This is a genomic window from Micromonospora sp. RTGN7 (assembly GCF_033804645.1).
Lineage (GTDB): Bacteria > Actinomycetota > Actinomycetes > Mycobacteriales > Micromonosporaceae > Micromonospora.
Genome location: NZ_JAPZLF010000006.1, coordinates 183,451 through 202,438, shown reverse-complemented (window position 1 = coordinate 202,438; position 18,988 = coordinate 183,451). Strand labels below are relative to the sequence as shown.

Below are 18,988 nucleotides of genomic sequence, written 5' to 3'. Positions count from 1 at the left end.
CATCCGCCGTTGCCGATTCCCGGCCTCGTCGCCCAACTCCCGACGGTCACCGTGGATACCATCGCGGACGTCAACGACATGGTCCTGCGGCACCTGACCGACCGGTCCCCCCAACCGCTGATGGCCCGGCTCCGCGCCGACGTGGACAAGATCCTCGCGATCACCGCCGACCGGCGGCCGGACGAGCGGCTGAGTTGGTTCGACAACGACGAGCCGGCCCGGGAACGCCCGATCACCGTCGAGTTCCGGTCGGCGTACAGCGCCGACATCACCCTCGTCCTGCACCGGGGGTGGTGACGGTTGCCGACCCGGGCAGCCCGCCGGACGTGCGGCTCAGGTTCGACCCGGCGCTGCTCAACCTGATGCTGTTCGGCCGGGTCAGCCGGGTCCGCACGGCGCTCACCGGTGGCGTCGCCGCCCGAGGCCGCCGCCCCTGGCTACTCCTCCCCTTCCTCCGAGTCCTCCGCACCCCACCCCCACCCCACCCCCAGGCCTAATTCACGGAAAGAGTGGTTATCCCGGCCGGATTAACCACTCTTTCTCTGAAAGTGCGGGGGAGCGGGAGGGGAGCGGGGACGGGGACGGGGTGTGCGGCGGGGGGGCGTCGGGGGTGGCGGGGGGCCCGTTAGGGTTGCGTTCGTGTTCGTACTGGTGGTGGACTCCTCGACCCCCGCGGTGACCGCGGCGCTGGTGGAGGTCTCGGCGGACGGCGTGACGCTGCGGGCGCAGCGCCGCACGGTCGACGCCCGCGCGCACGGCGAACTGCTCGCCCCGCACGTCGACGAGGTTCTCGCCGACGTCGGTGCCCGCCCGGCCGACCTGGCCGCGATCGTCGCGGGCCTCGGCCCCGGCCCGTTCACCGGGCTGCGGGTGGGGCTGGTCACCGCCGCCACCATGGCCCAGGTGCTCGCCATCCCTACGTACGGCGTCTGTTCGCTCGACGGGATCGGCCACCCGGCGGCGGCCGGCGAGCCGGTCCTGGCGGCGAGCGACGCCCGCCGTCGGGAGGTCTACTGGGCGGTCTACGACGGCGCTGGCCAGCGGATCGCCGGCCCGAACGTGGACACCCCGGCGGTCGCCGCGCAGCGCGCCCGTGACCTCGGGGTCACCGCCGCCGTCGGCGACGGCGCGTACCGGTACGCGGACGTTTTCGACCTGCCGCTGCGGGCCGAGCCGCGATACCCGGACCCGACCGTGCTGGCCGCACTGGCGGCCGAGCGGATCCGCTCCGGCGCGCCCGGCGACCCGCTCACCCCCCTGTACCTGCGCCGCCCGGACGCCGTGGCGGCCACCGCCCGCAAACCGGTCCTGCCGTGAGTGTGAGGAGTGAGCCGGGTTTGCGAGCCCCGCAGTCGCGAGCCGAGGTCCTGCCGTGAGTGTGAGGAGTGAGCCGGGTTTGCGAGCCCCGCAGTCGCGAGCCGAGGTCCTGCCGTGAGCCCCGCCGCGGTGCGGCTGGAACCGTTCCGGTGGTGGCACGTCGACGAGGTGCTGCCGATCGAGGCGGACCTGTTCGGCGCCGAGCAGTGGTCGCCGGGCATGTTCTGGAGCGAGCTGGCCAACGGCCACTTCTACCTGGTCGCCACCGATGAGGCCACCGCCACCGACGGGAGCGTGCTCGGCTACGCCGGGCTGGCCGTCGCCGCCCCGGACGAGGCGTGGGTGCAGAACATCGCGGTCCGCCGCGACGCCCAGCGGCGTGGCGTGGGCCGGTCCCTGCTGGAGGCGTTGCTGGCCGAGGCCGCCAACCGGGGTGCCCGCAGCACGCTGCTGGAGGTCGCGGCGGACAACGCCCCCGCTCAGCGGCTCTACGCGACGTACGGCTTCGAGCCGATCGGGGTACGCCGCGGCTACTACCAACCCAGTAACACCGACGCGCTGGTCATGCGGCGCGAGCAGGACTGAGGAGCCATGGCCGACGAACCGCTCATCCTCGGCATCGAGACCTCGTGCGACGAGACCGGGGTCGGCATCGTGCGCGGGCACACCCTGCTCGCCGACGCGCTGGCCTCCAGCGTCGCCGAGCACGCCCGCTTCGGCGGCGTGGTACCCGAGGTGGCCAGCCGGGCCCACTTGGAGGCCATCGTGCCGACGATGGAACGGGCGTTGCGCGAGGCGGGGGTGACCATCGCCGACATCGACGCCATCGCGGTGACAGCCGGCCCGGGGCTGGCCGGCGCGCTGTTGGTCGGCGTCGCCGCAGCCAAGGGGTACGCGCTGGCCGCCGAGAAGCCCGTGTACGGGGTGAATCACCTCGCCGCGCACGTCGCCGTGGACACCCTTGAACACGGCCCGCTGCCCGAGCCGGCGATCGCCCTGCTGGTCTCGGGCGGGCACTCGTCGCTGCTCCTCGTCGACGATCTGGCCCGGGGGGTGACCCCGCTCGGCGCGACCATCGACGACGCCGCGGGGGAGGCGTTCGACAAGGTGGCCCGGCTGCTCGGCCTGCCGTTCCCCGGCGGGCCGTACATCGACCGGGAGGCCCGGGCCGGCGACGCCACCGCCATCGGTTTCCCGCGCGGGCTCACCGCCGCGAAGGACCTCGCCAAGCACGAGTACGACTTCTCCTTCTCCGGGCTGAAGACGGCGGTGGCCCGCTGGGTGGAGGCCCGGGAACGGGCCGGCGAGCCGGTGCCGGTGGCCGACGTGGCCGCGTCGTTCCAGGAGGCGGTCTGCGACGTGCTCACCACGAAGGCACTGGCCGCCTGCCGGGCCCACGGGATCGATACGCTGGTGATCGGTGGGGGAGTGGCGGCGAACTCCCGGTTGCGGGTGCTCGCGGAGGACCGGGCGGCGAAGCTGGGCATCCGGGTCCGGGTGCCCCGGCCGAACCTGTGCACCGACAATGGGGCGATGGTGGCCGCGCTCGGCGCGCACCTGGTCGCCGCAGGGGTCGCGCCGAGCCGGCTGGACCTGCCGGCCGACTCGGCCCTGCCACTGACGACGGTCAGCGTGTGACAACCCGACGTGACGGCGAGGGGAACGGCGACGTGATCGTACGGATGTGGGAGGCGCGGGCCGAGGCGTACGGCTTCGCCGACCTGATCACCTGGGTCTGTGACACTGCCCTGCCCGAGTTCGAGCACGAACCACTGCACCTCTCCAGCGAGGTGTTCAGCTCCACCGATCACCGGGTGGTGGTGATCTCGAAGTGGCGCAGCAGCCCCCGATCGCTGCCCGACCCGCCCGCCACGCTGGTCGCCCGCCCGCCGCACTCGTGGGACTTCACCCAGGTCGACCGCTGAAACGAAGGCCCACACCTCTCCAACACGGTTCACCTGGGACGGCCGCTGGTCAGCGGGTCACGGCCATCAGCAGGCCGAGCAGCAGCAGGGTGGCGACGGCGACGGCGAAGACGACCAGCAGTTCGCGTCGGCCGTGCTCGGCAGCGGGTTCGATGGTGATCGGCTCGGTCGGCAGGTCCCGGGTCACCGAGGCCAGGTCGCCGAGCGTGCGGGCGGCCCAGACCGCGCCGACCCGCTCGGAGAACTCGTCCAGGGTGAGCCGGCCCGCCGCAGTGTGCCGTTGCAGCTCGGCGACCACTCGGTGCCGATCGTCGTCGGAGGCGCGCAGCTCGACGTCCACACCGGACAGCGTACGCAGCCGGACCGCGCCGGGCGCGGGGCAGGGGGCGGGGGAAACCGGGGTCAGGCCGCGGCGAGGGGGTCGGCGAGCAGCCGTTCGAAGGCCAGTTCAGCCGCGCCGACCAGGGCTGCGTCGGCCCCGAGCTGCGGGGTGCGCAGCCGGACGTGTTCCAGGCAGGCCGGCAGCCCGGTCGAGTTGAGCCGGCTGCGCACCTGGGCGGCGGAGGCCAGGTACAGGTCGCGGATGGTGCCGCCGAAGATGACCATCTCCGGGTTGAAGATGTTGACCAGATTGGCCACGCCGAAGCCGAGCCAGTCGCCGGCCCGGCGTACCGCCGTCTGGGCTCGGGCGTCACCCCGGCCGGCGGCGTCGAAGAGGGCCAGCAGCGCGTCGCGGCCCCGGCTGTCGTGCCGGCCGGCGGCCCGCAGCAGCGCGTGCTCGCCGATCTCCGTCTCCCAGCAGCCCCGGGAGCCGCACTCGCAGCGGGTGCCCTCCCGGACCACCACCATGTGGCCGACCTCTCCGCCGTACCCGCCGTGCCCGGTGAGCCGCCGGCCGCCGGCGATGATGCCGGCGCCGACACCGACGTCCCCGTACAGGTAGATGACGTTGTCGCAGCCGGCGGCGACGCCCCGGCAGTGCTCCGCGAAGGCCGCCACGTCGGCCACGTTGCCCACCGTGATCGGCACGTCGATGCCCAGCTCGGCGGCGAGCGCCGCGCCGATCGGCTCGTCCACCCAGCCCGTCGGCGGGCTCAGCCGGACCATGCCGTCCTCGCGGCGGACCATGCCGCAGACCGCCACCCCGACCCCGACGCAGACCCCGTCGGCCGGGACCGCCGGGTGCATCTCCTTAACCGCCCCGGCCAGCAGCGGCGCGGCCTCCCCGGCCAGCAGGTTGCGGGGCCGGTCCAGTTCCCGGCGGTCGAGTACCACCCCGCCCAGGCCGACCCGCGCGGCCCGCAGCCGGTCCACCTCCACGCTGTACGCGTACGCGTACACCCGCTCCGACTCTGGCCGGACGACCAGCGACGGCCGGCCGGCCCGGCCGGTCTCCCGTGACGTCCCCTCGCTGACCAGCCCGGCCCCGGTCAGGTCGGCGGTCAGCGCGCCGATGGTGCTGCGGTTGAGCCCGAGCACCCCGGTCAGCTCGGCGCGGGTCGTCGCACCGTGGACGTGCACGTAGCGCAGCAGGGCACCGAGGTTCTGCCGACGGACCTCGTCCTGGCTCGGTCCCGCACGCATCGTCACCGGCACTGCATGTCGCATGTCGTCAGCGAGCGCCGGTGGCGGCGGACCGCCGGCGGGACAGCGCGTCCACCCCGGCCGCCAGCATCAGCACCAGCCCGGTGAAGAGGTACTTGAGACCGGAGCTCAGGTCGAGCAGGCCCATCCCGTTGACGATCACCGCTACCACCGCCCCACCCAGCACCGCGTTGACGACGCGGCCCTTCCCACCGAAGAGGCTGGTGCCGCCGATCACGGCCGCTCCGACCGCGTAGAGCAGAACGTTACTGCCCCCGGTGTTCGGGTCCACCGACCTGTCCCGGCTGGCCGCGATGATGCCGCCGACGGCCGCCATGGCGGAGCAGACGACGAACGCGGAGATTCGGATCCGGTCCACGTTGATGCCGGCGCGCCGAGCGGCCTCCCGGTTGCCCCCCACGGCCAGCAGGTGCCGGCCGTACGCGGTGCGGTGGAGCACGAAGGTCCAGAAGATCAGCAGGACGGCGATGAGCGGTACCACGATCGGCATGCCCTTGTTGGAGCTGACCAGCGGGTTGATGCTGCGCTCCTGGTTGAACACGTACATGGCGGTACCGAGGACCAGCACCAGCGCCGCGACCCGGCCGACGGCCACGGCGACCGGCTCGGTGACCAGCCCCCGGGCGGTCCGGTCGCGGTGCCGCAGGAACTGCACGACGGCGTAGCCGGCGACCGCGCACCCCACCAGCAGCCAGCCGATCACGGGCGGCACCCACCGGTTCTCGATCGCGATGATCACCTCGTCGTCGATCGCGATGTTGGTGCCCTCCCGCATCAGCAGCAGCACCACACCCTGGAAGGCGAGGAAGCCGGCCAGGGTCACCACGAACGACGGGATGCCGACCTTCGCCACCAGGAAGCCGAGGGTCAGGCCGATGAGGACGCCGGTGGCGACGGCGGCGAGCACCGCGACGTACCACGGGTAGCCCAGGTCACTGACGACCCGGGCCAGGACGGTGGCGCAGACCCCGCTGGCGACGCCGGCGGAGAGGTCGATCTCGCCGAGCAACAGGACGAAGACCAGACCCATCGCGATCACGATGACGGCGGCGCCCTGGGTGAAGAGGTTGGCGAAGTTGGCGGCCGAGAAGAAGACCGGTCGGACGATCGCGAAGGCCAGGCAGAGCACGACGAGTGCGGTCACAGCCGGCAGCGAGCCGAGGTCGCCGCCGCGCAGTCGGGCCAGGTAGTCGCGGATGTGGCTGCCGACGGTCGGCTCGCCGGCGACGTCCGACGACCCCTCCTGCTGCTTGACGACGGTGGCGGTCATCGGACGGCTCCCCGGATGGTGGCGTCGAACTCCGTGTCGGAGCCGCCCGGTTCGGCGCGGCCGAGGTCGCCGGAGCGGCCGGAAGTGATCAGTTCGATCACCTGGGCGTACGTGATGTCGGCGGTCCGCACCTGGGCGACCAGTTGGCCGAGGTAGAGCGCGGCGATCCGGTCGGAGATGGCGAAGACGTCGTTCATGTTGTGCGAGATCAGCACCACGGCCAGGCCGTTGTCGGCCAGCCGGCGCACCAGCTCCAGCACCTGGGCGGTCTGCGCGACGCCCAGCGCGGCGGTCGGCTCGTCGAGGATGACCAGTCGGCTGTTCCAGAGCACCGCCTTGGCGATGGCGACGGTCTGCCGCTGCCCGCCGGAGAGGCTGACGACGTGCTGGCGCATGAACCTCACCGTCCGTACCCCCAGGCTGGCCAGGGTCTCGGCGGCCATCTGCTCCATGGCCGACTCGTCCAGGACCAGGCCGTTGCTCCGCTCCCGGCCGAGGAACATGTTCTGCACGATGTCGAGGTTGTCGCAGAGGGCGAGGTCCTGGTAGACGACGTCGATGCCCAGGGCGGCGGCGTCCCGGGGGCTGTTGACGCTGACCGGGCGGCCCTCGAAGAGGAACTCGCCGGAGTCGGTGGGGTGGATGCCGCTGATGCACTTGACCAGGGTGGACTTGCCGGCGCCGTTGTCGCCGACCAGCGCGGTCACCTCGCCCTCCCGGACGGTCAGGGCGACGTCGCGCAGGACCTGGACGGGGCCGAAGCTCTTGTCGATCCCGCGCAGTTCCAGCAGGGGGGTTGCGGACACAGGGTCTCCTCCGTACGACGGTCGGCGTGCGGGTCAGCTCAGGCCCGTGTCGGCGCAGAGCTCGGCGTACGGGCCGGCGCAGAGCTTGTCCCGGGTGACGTAGCCGTCGGCCACGACGTCCTGCACGTTCTCCCGGTAGATCGCCTTCGGCTCCAGCAGCACAGCCGGCACGTCCCGACCGTTCTCCGGGTCACGGACCGTCTGGCCGGTGTCCCGGCGGATGCCATTGGCCAGCGCGACGGCCAACGCGGCGGCGGCGTCGGCCTGCTTGCGGATCGCCTTGTAGACGGTCATGCACTGGTCGCCGGCGAGGATGTTGCGCAGGCCCTGCACGTCGGCGTCCTGCCCGGTCACCGGGACCTTGCCGTTGAGCTTGTTCTTCTTCAGCACCGAGATGGCGGCGTTGCCGAGGCCGTCGTTGGCGGCCAGCACCCCGTCGATCCGCCCCTCGGTCCGGGTGAGCATCTGCTCGAAGAGCACCCCGGCCTGCGCGTTGTCCCAGTCCGGCACGGGCTGGTCCGGGCCCCTGACGTACGTCCGGGCGGCGAACTTCGGTCCGAGCACCGAGTCGTACCCGGCCTTCAGTTCGGTGGCGTTGTTGTCGGTGGGTGAGCCGTTGAGGAACGCCACCACCGGGTTCTCGACGCCCTGGTCGGCCAGGCACCGGCTGAGCCCCTCGCCCTGGAGTCGGCCGACGGCCTCGTTGTCGAAGCTGACGTAGTACTCGGCCGAGCCGCCCAGGGTGAGCCGGTCGTAGTCGATCGTGGCGACGCCCTGTGACCTTGCCCGGTCCAGCACGGCCCGGCCGGTGCCGGAGTCGAGGTTGACGATCATCAGCGCGGTGACGCTGTCGGCGAGCATGCCGTCGGCGATGGTCGAGAAGCTGGACTTGTCGCCCTGCGCGTTCTGGATGGTGTAGTCGACCCCGGCGGCCCGGAACGCCTCCTCCAGGTACCTGCGGTCCGCGCCCTCCCAACGGGCACTGGTCCTGCTGTCCGGCAGGATCACCCCGATCTTGGGCTTTCTGTCGCCGCCGCTGCCGGCCTCCGGCCCGGCGGGGGCGCAGGCGGCCGTGCCTGTGGCGGCCAGCATGCCCACCGCGGCGAGGGTGAGGAAACCCTTGCGCATCTGCGGGGTCCTTTCGGGGACGGGGCTGCGGTTTGTTGTGTCCGGCAACGTATTCCGCTCCGGGGCCCGACACAAGGCCGTCGAGCTCTGAAGTCTTGTCGGCGGCAGTAACAATTGGGCAACGCCCACGACACCCTGCCGCTACGTCCCGGTAACGGGCCTGTCGCCCCGTGCCGGTCGGCCCCGACCTGAAGACCGGCGGAGAGCGTTCAGCCCACCGGTTGGCACAGCAGCACGGTGGGCGCGCCGGCCACCCGGGTCAGCACCAGGCTCGCCGGCTCCGGGCCGGCCAGCCGTAGGTCCCGCCGCAGCTTCTCCGGCTCCAGCGCCGAGCCGCGCTTGAGGATCTCGACCCGGCCCACCCGGCGCTCCCGCAGCAGGGCGCGCAGCCGCTTCAGCGAGAACGGCAGCACGTCGGTGACCTCCAGGCACCGGGCGAACGGCGTCCCGCCCGGGGCGTCGGCGTACAGGTAGGCGATGCTCGGGTCGGCGAGCGTGGCGTCCAGGGCGTCGGCCAGCTCGGCGACCAGGTGGGCGCGGACCACCGCCGGGTCGGGGTCGTGGAGGTACCGGCGGACCGGGCCGACCGTGGCTTCGACAGCGCCGGAGCCGGTGAGCTGGTGACGGGCCACCCCGGCGGACGACTTCTCCGTCAGCAGGGTGGCGCGGCGGGGGACCTCGGCGAGCTGGCCGCACCAGAGGGCGGCTTCGACCAGGTCGCCGGCCACGCTCACCCACTCCGCCTCGGCGCCCGCCGGGATCAGCGCGTGGTCGAGCCCGGGGGCCACCTTGACCACGGTGTGCGGCACCCGCTCGGCCAGGCCGACGACGAAGTCCCACGGGGGCGAGTAGGAGTTCGGGTCGAAGATCCGCCGCCCGGTGCCGGCCCGGCGACGGGCCGGGTCGCAGAAGACCGCGTCGACCCGGGTCACGTCGAACGCCGTGGCATCGCCGCACTCCACGGTGAACGCCTCGGCCAGCCCGGCGGCCTCGGCGTTCGCGGCGGCCATCGCGGCGGTCACCGGGTCGGCCTCCATCCCGTACACCCGGATGCCGGCGCGGGCCGCGGCGAGCGCGTCTGCGCCGAGGCCGCAGCCCAGGTCGGCGAGGGTGCGCACGCCGGCCGCGCGCAGCCGGTCGGCCCGGCGGGCGGCGACCACCCCCCGGGTGGCCTGCTCCAGCCCGGCGCGGGTGAGGAACATGCCGGCCGCCGCCGGCCCGAACTTGCCGACCGCCCGGCGGCGCAGCTCGGCCTGGGTCAGCGCCGCCGCCGCGAGCCCGGCCGGGATGCCGGCCGAGCGGAGCGCGCCCGCCGCGGCCAGCGGGTCACCGCCGGCTCTCTCGGTCGCCGCGTCGAGCGCGGCCGACCCCTCGGGGGTACGCAGGGCGGCGAACTGGTCGAGATCCACCCGCTCATTGTCCCGGCTCCGGCCGGGCTGTTCGGCTGCGGGCCGTCAAGGGTCCGTCCGGCGGCCGGACGGTGGTGTCAGCGGGCGGAGCGGCGGCGACGAACTCCAGCATGTGCCGAAGAGGTCACTGGCGGTAGGGAATCGGCCACGGGCGCGGCGAGGTGCTGTCGGCGTGTCGCGGTTATGAGTGGCGGAACTGTGGCGACACGACAGGCGGCACGTTGGCACTCTCCTTGACGGAGTGCTAGCCACGGCATAACCTGCGATTAGCACTCTCCCATCGAGGGTGCCAGCTTCCGGGCCCCGTGCCTGGGAGCTGAACGCCAGGCGGACCGGCTCCCGCGACGACGGTCCCGCCCGGTGGCATGTGGCAGATTGACGCTGGTCGGCTCGCCGGCCAGTAACGAAACCAATACCCCAGGAGGGTATGCCCGTGACTACCGCGACCAAGGTTGCGATCAAGCCGCTCGAGGACCGGATCCTGGTCCAGGCGAACGAGGCTGAGACCACCACGGCGTCGGGCATCGTGATCCCCGACACCGCCAAGGAGAAGCCGCAGGAGGGCACCGTCCTCGCTGTGGGCCCGGGGCGCGTCGACGAGAAGGGCAACCGGATCCCGGTTGACGTCTCCGTCGGCGACACCGTCCTCTACTCGAAGTACGGCGGCACCGAGGTCAAGTACGCCGGCGAGGAGTACCTGGTGCTCTCCGCCCGCGACGTCCTCGCGGTCATCGAGAAGTAACTAACCGATCAGTGTCACTGCCCCGGTCCGGCTCGCCGGGCCGGGGCAGGACGCTTCGAAGGGACATTTATGGCGAAGATCCTGAGCTTCTCGGACGACGCCCGGCACCTGCTGGAGCACGGTGTCAACGCCCTCGCGGACACGGTCAAGGTCACTCTCGGACCGCGCGGGCGCAACGTCGTCCTGGACAAGAAATTCGGTGTGCCCACGATCACCAATGACGGCGTCACCATCGCCAAGGAGATCGAGCTCACCAACCCGTACGAGAACCTCGGCGCGCAGCTGGTCAAGGAGGTGGCGACCAAGACCAACGACGTCGCCGGCGACGGGACCACCACCGCGACCGTGCTGGCCCAGGCGATGGTCCGCGAGGGCCTGCGCAACGTGACCGCCGGGGCCAGCCCGTCCGGTCTCAAGCGCGGCATCGACGCCGCCGCCGCCAAGATCTCCGAGGCCCTGCTCGGTCGGGCCGTCGAGGTCGCCGACAGGGAGTCGGTCGCGCACGTGGCGACGATCTCCGCGCAGGACGCCACCATCGGCGAGCTGATCGCCGAGGCGATGGAGAAGGTCGGCCGCGACGGCGTCATCACCGTCGAGGAGGGCTCCGCCCTGCACACCGAGCTGGAGGTGACCGAGGGTCTCCAGTTCGACAAGGGCTTCATCTCCCCGAACTTCGTCACCGACGTGGAGGGGCAGGAGGCGGTCCTCGATGACCCGTACATCCTGATCACCACGCAGAAGATCTCGTCGATCGAGGAGCTGCTGCCGCTGCTGGAGAAGGTTCTCCAGAACAGCAAGCCGCTGCTGATCATCGCCGAGGACGTCGAGGGCCAGGCCCTGTCCACCCTGGTGGTCAACGCGATCCGCAAGACCGTCAAGGTCTGCGCGGTGAAGGCCCCCGGCTTCGGCGACCGCCGCAAGGCGATGCTCCAGGACATGGCGATCATGACCGGCGCCGAACTGGTCGCCCCGGAGCTGGGCTACAAGATCGACCAGGTCGGCCTGGAGGTGCTCGGCACCGCCCGGCGCGTCGTGGTCGACAAGGAGAACACCACCGTCATCGACGGCGGCGGGCAGTCCAGTGAGGTCGCCGACCGGGTCGCGCAGATCCGCAAGGAGATCGAGGCCTCGGACTCCGACTGGGACCGGGAGAAGCTGGCCGAGCGGCTGGCGAAGCTCTCCGGCGGCATCGCGGTCATCAAGGTGGGCGCGGCGACCGAGGTCGAGATGAAGGAGCGTAAGCACCGCATCGAAGACGCCATCGCCGCGACCAAGGCCGCCGTCGAGGAGGGCACGGTGCCCGGCGGTGGCGCCGCCCTGGTGCAGATCCGTTCGGTGCTCGATGACGACCTCGGCTTCACCGGTGACGAGAAGGTCGGCGTCTCGATCGTGCGCAAGTCGCTGGTCGAGCCGCTGCGCTGGATCGCCCAGAACGCCGGCCACGACGGCTACGTCGTGGTGAACAAGGTCGCCGACAAGGAGTGGGGCCACGGCCTCGACGCCGCCGTCGGCGAGTACGTCGACCTGGTCAAGGCCGGCATCATCGACCCGGTGAAGGTGACCCGCAACGCGGTCACCAACGCCGCCTCGATCGCCGGTCTCCTGCTCACCACCGAGAGCCTGGTGGTGGAGAAGCCGGAGCATTCCGAGCCGGCCGGCGCCGGTGGCCACGGCCACTCGCACGGCCACGGCCACCAGCACGGCCCGGGCTTCTGACCTGGCCGTACGACACTGCTCAGGGCGCGCCGTCGGGTGACGGCGTGCCCTGACGCTTTCCGGCCCCGGCGCGGAGGCTCACCAGAAAGCGGTGACGCGACTGGGCGGCGGACCGTCGGACGCGGACACTGGCGGGATGAGCAGCATGTCGCGCGGGTACGCCGCGCTGGCCGGGATCACCGCCGCCGCCGTGGCGATCGGCGCGGCCGAACCGGTGGCGGTGCTGACCGGTGCCCGGTCCGCGCCGCTGGTCGCCGTCGGGTCAGTGGTGGTGGACACCGTCCCCGAGCCACTCAAGCAGTTCGCCATCGCGGTCTTCGGCACGTACGACAAGATTGCCTTACTGGTCGGGACGGGCCTGGTGCTGGCCGGCATCGCGGCACTGCTCGGCATGGCCGCCGTGCGCCGACTCGGGGTGGGAATGGCCGGGATCGCGGCCTTCGCCGCCCTCGGGGTGGCCGCCGCGCTGACCCGGGCCGGCGCGGACGCCGCCGACGCGCTTCCCTCCCTGGTCGGGGCGGGCCTCGGCGCGCTGGTGCTCTGGCTCCTCATCGCCGGCCCGCTCCAACCGGCCCCCTGGCCCTGGTCCCCGCCCACCCCGACGACGCCCGCCGCGAGCGCCCCGGCCGGGGGAGCGGGGTCGGCGCGGCCGGGCGACGCAGGAGCCGACCCGGCAGGGCGGCGGCGGTTCCTGACCGGGGTCGGGGCGTTGACCGGGGCGGCGGCAGTCGCCGGGCTGGGCGGGCACTGGCTGGCCGGGCGACGGGGTGTGTCGGCGGCGCGACGGGCCGTCGTCCTGCCCGCGCCGGCCTCGCCCGCGCCGGCGGTGCCGGCCGGGGCGGACCTGGCCCTCGCCCAGCTCGCCCCCTACGTCACCCCGACCCCCGAGTTCTACCGGATCGACACTGCCCTGGTGGTGCCGCAGGTCGACCCGGAGAGCTGGCGGTTGCGCATCCACGGCCGGGTCCGCAATCCGGTGGAGCTGAGCTTCGCCGACCTGCTGGCCCGTCCGATGGTCGAGCGCCACATCACCCTGGCCTGCGTCTCCAACGAGGTGGGCGGGGACCTGGTCGGCACCGCCCGGTGGCTGGGCGTGCCCATCCGGGAGTTGCTTGACGAGGTCCAGCCGGAGGAGGGCGCGGACCAGGTGGTGGGGCGCTCGGTCGACGGCTGGACGTGCGGCACCCCGACGGCGGTACTGCGCGACGGCCGCGACGCCCTGCTCGCGGTGGGGATGAACGGCGGGCCGCTGCCGATCGAACACGGATTCCCGGTCCGGATGGTGGTGCCCGGTCTGTACGGCTACGTCTCGGCCTGCAAGTGGGTGACCGAGTTGGAGCTGACCAGTTTCGCCGACTTCGACGCGTACTGGGTGCCCCGGGGGTGGTCGGCGCAGGGGCCGATCAAGACCCAGTCCCGGATCGACACGCCTCGCCCCCGCAATCGCCTGACCGCCGGCCCGGTGGCGGTGGCCGGCGTCGCCTGGGCGCAGCATCGGGGTATCCGCACGGTCGAGGTCCGCGTCGACCAGGGCCCCTGGCAGGAGGCGACGCTTGCCCCGACGGCCTCGGTGGACACCTGGGTGCAGTGGTCCTGGCGTTGGGTGGCCACCCCCGGCGAGCACACCCTCCAGGTGCGGGCCACCGACGCCGACGGCGAGACGCAGACCGAGCGTCGGCAGCGGGTCGACCCGGACGGTGCGACCGGCTGGCACACGGTCAAGGTCACCGTCCGCTGACCGACGACGGGTGCGTTTCACATCGCACGGCCGAGACTCCACCGTTGATGTTCGGCGCCTGGCCACAAGAAAACGCACCCGAAGCCGGCGGGCACCCGCCCCGGTGGGCCGGCCGGCCGCGCGGAGGGCCGGCCGCCATTGGGCGTGTCGGCAAGAATCACCCGTCGGTGGGCGTGTCGACCGGCTGCCGCCGGGCGCGCCGGGCGGGGCTCACCCGTCGGTGGGCGTGTCGAAGGGCGGTGGCGGCGAGGTAGGCGATTTCCGGGGCGACCAGCACCGCCCATGCGGGCCGGTACTCCGGTGTTCGGCGGTCCAGCTCCGCCCGCAGCCGACACTCGCGGCGGGCCGTGGCGCGACAGGCTCGGGGATCCTCACAGAACGGTGGGACATCGGCCCGGCCTCCGGTCGGGCGCGGTGGGCGTGAGAAAAGACGCCGCGCCCCGGGCGTTCGGGGCGCGGCGTCGGAGTTCGGGGGGTGCGGGGTCAGGCCACGTTGCGTTGGGCCGGCACCGTGGACTTGTGCGGACGACCGAGGCGGGCCTCCAGGCGGGCCACATCGACGCGGCTCTGCCGGCGGTCGGCCAGGTCCTCCCAGCCGACCGCGAGCAGCCGAAGCCGCTCGGCCTCGCTGAAGCCGCCCCAGACCCCGTACGGCTCGCGGACAGCGAGGGCGTGCGCGGCGCACTCGGCACGCACCGGGCAGGCCCGGCAGACCGACTTGGCCCCGGACTCGCGGCGCAGCCGGGAGGAGCCGCGTTCGCCGTCGGGGTGGAAGAACTGGGCGCTGTCGCGGCCTCGGCAGGCACCGAGTCGCTGCCAATCCCAGAGGTCGACGATGGGTCCGGGCAGCCTGCGTACGTTCGACATCAGCACCCCTCCTCCCGCGCGGCACCGCGGAGATCCTCAGTTGACCGGTGTCCGGGGCGGCGGGCCGCGCTGGCGCACCGTTTCCGGCTCGGCTCCCGGTACCCCGCCTTGCGCCGACTCACACTTCTGTGATCCAGAACATGGGGAGAGATGCGGCATATGCCCTATCTGTCGGAAAAGTTCGAAGGATTGCCCGGAACACCCACCCGAGTCGACCCCGCCATGGTCTGCTCGGAGTCCGGAGAGGAGACCACAGTGCCTACCGTTCTTGTGTGCGTTCGGACACCGCTCGCCGCGCAGCAACTGAACTCCGCAGCTGCGCGGCTCGGACTGTCCGCCGCTGTCCGTACTGCCGTCTCCGATCCCGAGGTGATGTTGCGGCTCGCGGAGGGCCCGGCCGATGTCGTGCTCGCCGACACGGCGCTCACGCGGCCGGACAGCGCCGGCTTCGTGCGCCGGGTGCTGGCCCGCGCGCCGCAGGCCGCGGTGCTGCTGCTCGGGGCAGAGGAGTCCGCGGCGGCCGCCGCCACCATGGGTGCCGGGGCCCGGGGGCTGATCCAGGGCACCGACCACGACCTGACCAGCGCGGTCGCCAAGGCCCTGCTGCTGCTCTCCGCGCCCGGGCGGGCCACCCGGCACCGGGTCACCGACCCGGCCCGGGACGCCGCGGCCGTCGGCGGCCCGACGCGCCCCGCGCCGGGCGGCCGGACCCCGAACAATCCCGGCCAGCCCTGGTCGGGCGGCCCGGAAGGGCCGGGCGGGGCGCCGACGGTGGTGCCGGTGCAGCGGGGCGACGACGAGCCGGAGGCGACCGGGGGCGAGCCGGCGGAGCAGGCGAACACGCGTCGGACCGCCCCGGCCCGGGGCACCCGGGGGGCGGTCGGCCTGACCGAGCGGGAGCTCCAGGTGCTGCTCGGGATGGCCGAGGGCAAGAGCAACGCGGAGATTGGCCGGGAGTTGTTCGTCTCGGAGGACACCGTCAAGACGCACGCCCGCCGGCTGTTCCGCAAGCTCGGCGCCCGCGACCGGGCGCACGCGGTGGCCGCCGGCTTCCGCGCCGGCCTGGTGGCCTGAGATCAGTCCTTCGAGTCGGTGTCGTCCTCGGTGCCCTCGGTGAGGGTGTCGTGCACGCCGTCGGCGTACCCCCGCGCGTAGTCCCAGGTGACGTAGTGGTCCGGGTCCGGGTCGTAGGCCGGCTCGTGCACCCGGGGCCGGCCGGAGTTGAGCAGGTGGCGCAGGTTGCCCCGGAGCAGGTCCCAGTCGAAGTAGTGCGGCTCCCGGCAGTCCTCGCACTCGATCACCAGCCCGCGCACCCCGACGGGTGCCAGCAGGGCCTGGTAGATCTCCAGGTCGGCGAGGTCCTCAAGCACGTCCTGCCGCTCGACCTCGGTCAGCGGGTCGAGTGCGGCGTCGCCGTCCGGGTCGTGGAGCTCCGCCGCCGGATCGGCCGGGTCGCCGTTGAACGGGTCGATGGGCTCGTCGTGCACCCCCTCACCGTAGCCCCCGCGATCGCATGACGCCCGCCCCCGTCCGCTCGGCCACCCGGAGTCGTGCCGGCCGTGGCCGCCGTCACGCAGCGTCGACGATCGGCCCGGCACCGGCGGACCCGGACGAGCCCGATGGGTACGATGGCACCGACGCGCCATCACCCGGCGTGCGCCGGATTTCCGCGCGCGCCGCCTCGCTGAAGCCCCGCCCGACCAGCTCAGGAGAGCCTTTCGTGGACAATTCGCCCAGCATCGATCTTCCGGCCGGCGCGGACCGCGGCGAGCTGGGCGGCCACCTGCCGGAGCTGCCCGCCGGCTCGGCCCGGGTGGTCCCGCTCGGCCTCACCTTCGACGACGTGCTGCTCCAGCCCGGCGAGTCGGACGTGGTGCCCAGCCGGGTCAACACCCGCACCCGGCTGACCCGCAACGTCGAGCTGTCCATTCCGCTGCTGTCCAGCGCGATGGACACCGTCACCGAGGCGCGGATGGCCATCGCCATGGCCCGCCAGGGCGGCATCGGCGTGCTGCACCGCAACCTCTCCCTGGAGGACCAGGCGCTCCAGGTCGACCTGGTGAAGCGCTCCGAGTCCGGCATGATCACCAATCCGGTGACCGCCAGCCCAGGGGACACCCTGCACGACGTCGACGAGCTCTGCGGGCGGTACCGGATCTCCGGGGTGCCCGTGGTCGACGGCGACGGTCACCTCGTCGGCATCGTCACCAACCGGGACATGCGCTTCGTCTCCGAGCCGGCCACCCCGGTCCACGAGATCATGACCCGTACGCCGCTGGTCACCGCGTCCGTCGGGGTGAGCAAGGACGATGCGCTGGCGCTGCTGCGGCAGCACAAGGTGGAGAAGCTGCCGATCGTCGACGCCGAGGGCCGGCTGCGCGGGCTGATCACCGTCAAGGACTTCACCAAGAGCGAGCAGTACCCGGACGCCAGCAAGGACGACGCCGGCCGGCTCCGGGTGGCCGCCGCGATCGGCGTGGGCGAGGAGTCGTACAAGCGGGCCCGCACCCTGGTCGACGCCGGCGTGGACGTGATCATCGTGGACACCGCGCACGGCCACCAGCGGGCGGTGCTGGACATGGTCCGCCGGCTCAAGAAGGACGTCACGATCGACATCGTCGGCGGCAACGTCGCCACGTACGCGGGGGCGAAGGCCCTGGTCGAGGCCGGTGCCGACGGGGTGAAGGTCGGGGTGGGTCCGGGTGCGATCTGCACCACCCGGATCGTCGCCGGGGTCGGCGTGCCGCAGATCACCGCGATCATGGAGGCGGCGCGGGCCGCCCGGCCGGCCGGCGTTCCGGTGATCGGCGACGGCGGCATCCAGTATTCCGGCGACATCGCCAAGGCCATGGTGGCCGGCGCCGACACGGTGATGCTCGGCAGCCTGCTGGCCGGCTGCGAGGAGAGCCCCGGCGAGCTGATCTTCGTCAACGGCAAGCAGTACAAGGCGTACCGGGGGATGGGCTCGCTGGGCGCGATGCAGTCCCGGGGCCAGACCAAGTCCTACAGCAAGGACCGCTACTTCCAGCAGGACGTGCTCAGCGACGACAAGCTGGTCCCGGAGGGTGTGGAGGGCCAGGTGCCCTACCGGGGCCCGCTCTCCCGGGTGGCCCACCAGCTGGTCGGCGGGCTGCGCCTGGCGATGGGGTACGCCGGTGCGGAGAACATCCCCGATCTGCACCGGCGCGGCCAGCTCATCCGGATCACCGCGGCCGGGCTCAAGGAGAGCCACCCGCACGACATCCAGATGACCGTCGAGGCACCGAACTACCACTCCCGCTGACCCCATCCCCTCAAGACACCTGGAGCCCCCATGCGTGACGTGGTCGAGATCGGTCAGGGGAAGACCGCGCAGCGCGGTTACCACCTGGACGACATCGCCATCGTGCCGAGCCGCCGTACCCGGGACGTCGACGACGTCTCCACGGCCTGGCAGCTCGACGCGTACCCGTTCGACATCCCGTGCGTGGGCCACCCCTCGGACGCGACGATGAGCCCGCAGTCCGCCGTCCGGCTCGGCCAGCTCGGCGGGCTCGGCGTGCTCAACGTCGAGGGCCTGTGGACCCGGTACGAGAACCCCACCAAGATCCTTCAGGAGCTGGCCGACCTCGGCGAGGACGCTCGCGCCACCAAGCGGCTCCAGGAGGTCTACGCCGAGCCGATCCGACCGGACCTCATCGCCGAGCGGGTACGCGAGCTGCGGGCCGGCGGCAGCACGGTGGCCGTCCGGGTCTCCCCGCAGCACACCCTGGCGCTGGCCCCGGTGATCCTCGACGCCGGGGTGGACATCCTGGTCATCCAGGGCACCATCGTCTCGGCGGAGCACGTCTCCACCACCGACGAGCCGCTGAACCTCAAGGAGTTCATCGCCGACCTCGACCTCCCGGTCATCGTCGGCGGCTGCACCGACTACAAGACCGCGCTGCATCTGATGCGCACCGGCGCGGCCGGGGTGATCGTCGGGATCGGCGGCGACGACTGGTCGACGACCGAGTCGGTGCTCGGCATCCGGGTGCCGATGGCCACCGCGATCGCCGACGCCGCCGCGGCCCGCCGTGACTACCTGGACGAGACCGGCGGCCGGTACGTGCACCTCATCGCCGACGGGGACATCCAGACCTCCGGTGACATCGCCAAGGCGCTGGGCTGCGGCGCGGACGCGGTGATGCTCGGCGAGCCGCTGACGCTCTGCGAGGAGGCCCCGGCCGGCGGCGCGTGGTGGCACTCGGCGGCCAGCCACCCGTCGCTCCCGCGCGGCGCCTTCGAGGTGGCCGGCGAGCCGCTCGGCGAGATGGAGCAGCTGCTGTTCGGCCCGGCCGACGAGCCGGACGGCCAGCTCAACCTCTTCGGCGGCCTACGCCGCGCAATGGCCAAGTGCGGCTACCGCGACCTCAAGGAGTTCCAGAAGGTTGGCCTGGTCCTCGACCGCTAACCCACCCCCCGCCTCTGCGTGCTGCACTTTCAC

The 18,988-nt window shown here is 72.8% G+C and carries 20 protein-coding genes; 12 read left to right on the top strand and 8 right to left on the bottom strand.

Features of this window, described 5'->3' with window-relative positions:
• Positions 1 to 9 precede the first annotated feature (9 nt).
• From SNR22_RS11315 to SNR22_RS11290, 6 genes are all read left to right on the top strand, one after another.
• Complete coding sequence (locus SNR22_RS11315; protein WP_320066475.1) at positions 10 to 297, top strand: hypothetical protein; 288 nt, start codon at positions 10 to 12, stop codon at positions 295 to 297.
• The gene (locus SNR22_RS11310; RefSeq protein ID WP_320066474.1) at positions 294 to 497 is read left to right on the top strand and encodes a hypothetical protein; all 204 of its coding nucleotides are present in this window, start codon (positions 294 to 296) and stop codon (positions 495 to 497) included. The genes SNR22_RS11315 and SNR22_RS11310 overlap by 4 nt, the downstream gene beginning before the upstream one ends.
• Positions 498 to 639: 142 nt before the next feature.
• Positions 640 to 1,317: a tRNA (adenosine(37)-N6)-threonylcarbamoyltransferase complex dimerization subunit type 1 TsaB gene (tsaB, locus tag SNR22_RS11305; protein ID WP_320066473.1), complete on the top strand. Its 678-nt coding sequence runs from the start codon at positions 640 to 642 to the stop codon at positions 1,315 to 1,317.
• A 129-nt stretch (positions 1,318 to 1,446) separates the two neighbouring features.
• Complete coding sequence (gene rimI, locus SNR22_RS11300) at positions 1,447 to 1,902, top strand: ribosomal protein S18-alanine N-acetyltransferase (protein ID WP_320066599.1); 456 nt, start codon at positions 1,447 to 1,449, stop codon at positions 1,900 to 1,902.
• A 6-nt stretch (positions 1,903 to 1,908) separates the two neighbouring features.
• Positions 1,909 to 2,955, top strand: coding sequence for a tRNA (adenosine(37)-N6)-threonylcarbamoyltransferase complex transferase subunit TsaD (tsaD, locus tag SNR22_RS11295; protein WP_320066472.1), 1,047 nt, complete (start codon positions 1,909 to 1,911; stop codon positions 2,953 to 2,955).
• Positions 2,956 to 2,987: 32 nt separating this feature from the next.
• Complete coding sequence (locus SNR22_RS11290) at positions 2,988 to 3,242, top strand: hypothetical protein (RefSeq protein WP_320066598.1); 255 nt, start codon at positions 2,988 to 2,990, stop codon at positions 3,240 to 3,242.
• Between the two features lie 49 nt (positions 3,243 to 3,291).
• On the opposite strand, the gene SNR22_RS11285 is transcribed toward SNR22_RS11290, so the two are convergent.
• From SNR22_RS11285 to SNR22_RS11260, 6 genes are all read right to left on the bottom strand, one after another.
• Complete coding sequence (locus tag SNR22_RS11285; protein ID WP_320066471.1) at positions 3,292 to 3,582, bottom strand: DUF1707 domain-containing protein; 291 nt, start codon at positions 3,580 to 3,582, stop codon at positions 3,292 to 3,294.
• Positions 3,583 to 3,644: 62 nt separating this feature from the next.
• Positions 3,645 to 4,826, bottom strand: a complete 1,182-nt coding sequence (locus SNR22_RS11280; protein WP_320066597.1) for an ROK family protein — start codon at positions 4,824 to 4,826, stop codon at positions 3,645 to 3,647.
• A gap of 28 nt (positions 4,827 to 4,854) precedes the next feature.
• Positions 4,855 to 6,117: an ABC transporter permease subunit gene (locus SNR22_RS11275; RefSeq protein ID WP_320066470.1), complete on the bottom strand. Its 1,263-nt coding sequence runs from the start codon at positions 6,115 to 6,117 to the stop codon at positions 4,855 to 4,857.
• Positions 6,114 to 6,923 carry an ATP-binding cassette domain-containing protein gene (locus SNR22_RS11270; RefSeq protein WP_320066469.1) on the bottom strand — a complete coding sequence of 270 codons (810 nt, stop codon included), beginning with the start codon at positions 6,921 to 6,923 and terminating at the stop codon, positions 6,114 to 6,116. The genes SNR22_RS11275 and SNR22_RS11270 overlap by 4 nt, the downstream gene beginning before the upstream one ends.
• A 33-nt stretch (positions 6,924 to 6,956) precedes the next feature.
• Entirely contained in the window at positions 6,957 to 8,051 is a 1,095-nt protein-coding gene (locus SNR22_RS11265) for a sugar ABC transporter substrate-binding protein (RefSeq protein ID WP_320066468.1), read from the bottom strand.
• Positions 8,052 to 8,260: 209 nt separating this feature from the next.
• The gene (locus SNR22_RS11260; RefSeq protein ID WP_320066467.1) at positions 8,261 to 9,460 is read right to left on the bottom strand and encodes a THUMP-like domain-containing protein; all 1,200 of its coding nucleotides are present in this window, start codon (positions 9,458 to 9,460) and stop codon (positions 8,261 to 8,263) included.
• 427 nt (positions 9,461 to 9,887) lie between these two features.
• Here SNR22_RS11260 and groES point away from each other — a divergent pair, with 427 nt between their 5' ends.
• The 3 genes from groES to SNR22_RS11245 all read left to right on the top strand — a co-directional run bounded on the left by groES (position 9,888) and on the right by SNR22_RS11245 (position 13,656).
• Positions 9,888 to 10,202, top strand: a complete 315-nt coding sequence (groES, locus tag SNR22_RS11255; RefSeq protein ID WP_320066466.1) for a co-chaperone GroES — start codon at positions 9,888 to 9,890, stop codon at positions 10,200 to 10,202.
• Positions 10,203 to 10,271: 69 nt separating this feature from the next.
• Positions 10,272 to 11,918 (top strand): chaperonin GroEL, encoded by a 1,647-nt coding sequence (gene groL, locus SNR22_RS11250; protein ID WP_320066465.1) that lies wholly within the window; start codon positions 10,272 to 10,274, stop codon positions 11,916 to 11,918.
• Positions 11,919 to 12,054: 136 nt separating this feature from the next.
• The gene (locus SNR22_RS11245; RefSeq protein WP_320066464.1) at positions 12,055 to 13,656 is read left to right on the top strand and encodes a molybdopterin-dependent oxidoreductase; all 1,602 of its coding nucleotides are present in this window, start codon (positions 12,055 to 12,057) and stop codon (positions 13,654 to 13,656) included.
• 483 nt (positions 13,657 to 14,139) lie between these two features.
• Here the strand turns inward: SNR22_RS11245 and SNR22_RS11240 are convergent, their stop codons facing one another.
• Positions 14,140 to 14,523, bottom strand: a complete 384-nt coding sequence (locus tag SNR22_RS11240) for a WhiB family transcriptional regulator (protein ID WP_320066463.1) — start codon at positions 14,521 to 14,523, stop codon at positions 14,140 to 14,142.
• 255 nt (positions 14,524 to 14,778) lie between these two features.
• Here SNR22_RS11240 and SNR22_RS11235 point away from each other — a divergent pair, with 255 nt between their 5' ends.
• Positions 14,779 to 15,597, top strand: coding sequence for a helix-turn-helix transcriptional regulator (locus SNR22_RS11235; RefSeq protein ID WP_320066462.1), 819 nt, complete (start codon positions 14,779 to 14,781; stop codon positions 15,595 to 15,597).
• A gap of 2 nt (positions 15,598 to 15,599) precedes the next feature.
• Here SNR22_RS11235 and SNR22_RS11230 read toward each other — a convergent pair whose 3' ends face one another.
• Complete coding sequence (locus tag SNR22_RS11230; RefSeq protein WP_320066461.1) at positions 15,600 to 16,010, bottom strand: DUF5319 domain-containing protein; 411 nt, start codon at positions 16,008 to 16,010, stop codon at positions 15,600 to 15,602.
• A gap of 233 nt (positions 16,011 to 16,243) precedes the next feature.
• Between SNR22_RS11230 and guaB the strand changes: the two genes are divergently transcribed.
• Both guaB and SNR22_RS11220 read left to right on the top strand, forming a co-directional pair.
• Positions 16,244 to 17,806, top strand: a complete 1,563-nt coding sequence (guaB, locus tag SNR22_RS11225) for an IMP dehydrogenase (RefSeq protein WP_320066460.1) — start codon at positions 16,244 to 16,246, stop codon at positions 17,804 to 17,806.
• A 30-nt stretch (positions 17,807 to 17,836) separates the two neighbouring features.
• On the top strand, positions 17,837 to 18,955 hold the full coding sequence (locus SNR22_RS11220; RefSeq protein ID WP_320066459.1) for a GuaB3 family IMP dehydrogenase-related protein: 1,119 nt from the start codon (positions 17,837 to 17,839) through the stop codon (positions 18,953 to 18,955).
• The last annotated feature ends 33 nt before the right edge of the window (positions 18,956 to 18,988 follow it).

Excerpts from the sequence above, each read along its gene's own strand:
- SNR22_RS11245 (WP_320066464.1), top strand. The coding sequence starts at position 12,055 with ATGAGCAGCATGTCGCGCGGGTACGCCGCGCTGGCCGGGATCACCGCC.
- SNR22_RS11275 (WP_320066470.1), bottom strand. The coding sequence starts at position 6,117 with ATGACCGCCACCGTCGTCAAGCAGCAGGAGGGGTCGTCGGACGTCGCC.
- groL (WP_320066465.1), top strand. The coding sequence starts at position 10,272 with ATGGCGAAGATCCTGAGCTTCTCGGACGACGCCCGGCACCTGCTGGAG.
- SNR22_RS11280 (WP_320066597.1), bottom strand. The coding sequence starts at position 4,826 with ATGCGTGCGGGACCGAGCCAGGACGAGGTCCGTCGGCAGAACCTCGGT.
- groES (WP_320066466.1), top strand. The coding sequence starts at position 9,888 with ATGCCCGTGACTACCGCGACCAAGGTTGCGATCAAGCCGCTCGAGGAC.
- SNR22_RS11220 (WP_320066459.1), top strand. The coding sequence starts at position 17,837 with ATGCGTGACGTGGTCGAGATCGGTCAGGGGAAGACCGCGCAGCGCGGT.
- SNR22_RS11265 (WP_320066468.1), bottom strand. The coding sequence starts at position 8,051 with ATGCGCAAGGGTTTCCTCACCCTCGCCGCGGTGGGCATGCTGGCCGCC.
- SNR22_RS11240 (WP_320066463.1), bottom strand. The coding sequence starts at position 14,523 with ATGTCGAACGTACGCAGGCTGCCCGGACCCATCGTCGACCTCTGGGAT.
- tsaD (WP_320066472.1), top strand. The coding sequence starts at position 1,909 with ATGGCCGACGAACCGCTCATCCTCGGCATCGAGACCTCGTGCGACGAG.